The sequence below is a fragment of the Yersinia massiliensis CCUG 53443 genome, from assembly GCF_000312485.1.
In the GTDB taxonomy this organism is placed as follows: Bacteria; Pseudomonadota; Gammaproteobacteria; order Enterobacterales; family Enterobacteriaceae; genus Yersinia; species Yersinia massiliensis.
Genome location: NZ_HE997655.1, coordinates 2,473 through 5,387 on the forward strand (window position 1 = coordinate 2,473; position 2,915 = coordinate 5,387).

The window sequence follows — 2,915 nt, forward strand, 5'->3', positions numbered from 1 at the left end:
TGGATGCCTAGGCAGTCAGAGGCGATGAAGGGCGTGCTAATCTGCGAAAAGCGTCGGTAAGCTGATATGAAGCGTAATAACCGACGATACCCGAATGGGGAAACCCAGTGCAATTCGTTGCACTATCGTTAGATGAATACATAGTCTAACGAGGCGAACCGGGGGAACTGAAACATCTAAGTACCCCGAGGAAAAGAAATCAACCGAGATTCCCCCAGTAGCGGCGAGCGAACGGGGAGGAGCCCAGAGTCTGAATCAGGTGGTGTGTTAGTGGAAGCGTCTGGAAAGTCGCACGGTACAGGGTGATAGTCCCGTACACCAAAACACACTTCCTGTGAACTCGATGAGTAGGGCGGGACACGTGACATCCTGTCTGAATATGGGGGGACCATCCTCCAAGGCTAAATACTCCTGACTGACCGATAGTGAACCAGTACCGTGAGGGAAAGGCGAAAAGAACCCCGGCGAGGGGAGTGAAATAGAACCTGAAACCGTGTACGTACAAGCAGTGGGAGCACCTTCGTGGTGTGACTGCGTACCTTTTGTATAATGGGTCAGCGACTTATATTTTGTAGCAAGGTTAACCGAATAGGGGAGCCGTAGGGAAACCGAGTCTTAACTGGGCGTCTAGTTGCAAGGTATAGACCCGAAACCCGGTGATCTAGCCATGGGCAGGTTGAAGGTTGGGTAACACTAACTGGAGGACCGAACCGACTAATGTTGAAAAATTAGCGGATGACTTGTGGCTGGGGGTGAAAGGCCAATCAAACCGGGAGATAGCTGGTTCTCCCCGAAAGCTATTTAGGTAGCGCCTCGTGAACTCATCTTCGGGGGTAGAGCACTGTTTCGGCTAGGGGGCCATCCCGGCTTACCAAACCGATGCAAACTCCGAATACCGAAGAATGTTATCACGGGAGACACACGGCGGGTGCTAACGTCCGTCGTGAAGAGGGAAACAACCCAGACCGCCAGCTAAGGTCCCAAAGTCATGGTTAAGTGGGAAACGATGTGGGAAGGCATAGACAGCCAGGATGTTGGCTTAGAAGCAGCCATCATTTAAAGAAAGCGTAATAGCTCACTGGTCGAGTCGGCCTGCGCGGAAGATGTAACGGGGCTAAACCATGCACCGAAGCTGCGGCAGCGACGCTTAGGCGTTGTTGGGTAGGGGAGCGTTCTGTAAGCCGTTGAAGGTAGTCTGTGAGGGCTGCTGGAGGTATCAGAAGTGCGAATGCTGACATAAGTAACGATAATGCGGGTGAAAAACCCGCACGCCGGAAGACCAAGGGTTCCTGTCCAACGTTAATCGGGGCAGGGTGAGTCGACCCCTAAGGCGAGGCTGAAAAGCGTAGTCGATGGGAAACAGGTTAATATTCCTGTACTTGGTGTTACTGCGAAGGGGGGACGGAGAAGGCTAGGCTAGCCGGGCGACGGTTGTCCCGGTTTAAGCATGTAGGCGGAGTGACCTGGTAAATCCGGTTGCTTATCAACGCTGAGGTGTGATGACGATGCACTACGGTGCAGAAGTAGTTGATGCCATGCTTCCAGGAAAAGCCTCTAAGCATCAGGTAACATGAAATCGTACCCCAAACCGACACAGGTGGTCAGGTAGAGAATACTCAGGCGCTTGAGAGAACTCGGGTGAAGGAACTAGGCAAAATGGTGCCGTAACTTCGGGAGAAGGCACGCTGGCGCTAGGTGAAGAGACTTGCTCTCGGAGCTGAAGCCAGTCGCAGATACCAGCTGGCTGCAACTGTTTAATAAAAACACAGCACTGTGCAAACACGAAAGTGGACGTATACGGTGTGACGCCTGCCCGGTGCTGGAAGGTTAATTGATGGGGTCAGCCGCAAGGCGAAGCTCTTGATCGAAGCCCCAGTAAACGGCGGCCGTAACTATAACGGTCCTAAGGTAGCGAAATTCCTTGTCGGGTAAGTTCCGACCTGCACGAATGGCGTAATGATGGCCAGGCTGTCTCCACCCGAGACTCAGTGAAATTGAACTCGCTGTGAAGATGCAGTGTACCCGCGGCAAGACGGAAAGACCCCGTGAACCTTTACTATAGCTTGACACTGAACATTGAGCCTTGATGTGTAGGATAGGTGGGAGGCATCGAAGTGTGGACGCCAGTCTGCATGGAGCCAACCTTGAAATACCACCCTTTAATGTTTGATGTTCTAACTCGGCCCCGTGATCCGGGGTGAGGACAGTGTCTGGTGGGTAGTTTGACTGGGGCGGTCTCCTCCCAAAGAGTAACGGAGGAGCACGAAGGTTAGCTAATCACGGTCGGACATCGTGAGGTTAGTGCAAAGGCATAAGCTAGCTTGACTGCGAGAGTGACGGCTCGAGCAGGTACGAAAGTAGGTCTTAGTGATCCGGTGGTTCTGAATGGAAGGGCCATCGCTCAACGGATAAAAGGTACTCCGGGGATAACAGGCTGATACCGCCCAAGAGTTCATATCGACGGCGGTGTTTGGCACCTCGATGTCGGCTCATCACATCCTGGGGCTGAAGTAGGTCCCAAGGGTATGGCTGTTCGCCATTTAAAGTGGTACGCGAGCTGGGTTTAGAACGTCGTGAGACAGTTCGGTCCCTATCTGCCGTGGGCGTTGGAAGATTGAGAGGGGCTGCTCCTAGTACGAGAGGACCGGAGTGGACGAATCACTGGTGTTCGGGTTGTCATGCCAATGGCATTGCCCGGTAGCTAAATTCGGAAGAGATAACCGCTGAAAGCATCTAAGCGGGAAACTTGCCTCGAGATGAGTCTTCCCTGGGGCTTTAAGCCCCCTGAAGGAACGTTAAAGACGATGACGTTGATAGGCTGGGTGTGTAAGTGCAGCGATGCATTGAGCTAACCAGTACTAATGATCCGTGAGGCTTAACCTTACAACACCAAAGGTGTTTTGGTGGTATTGAGA

1 rRNA gene is annotated in these 2,915 nt (G+C 52.7%); it reads left to right on the forward strand.

Annotated features, from left to right (window positions below):
* Nucleotides 1-2,883: ribosomal RNA gene (locus BN68_RS22800) — 23S ribosomal RNA — on the forward strand.
* The last annotated feature ends 32 nt before the right edge of the window (nucleotides 2,884-2,915 follow it).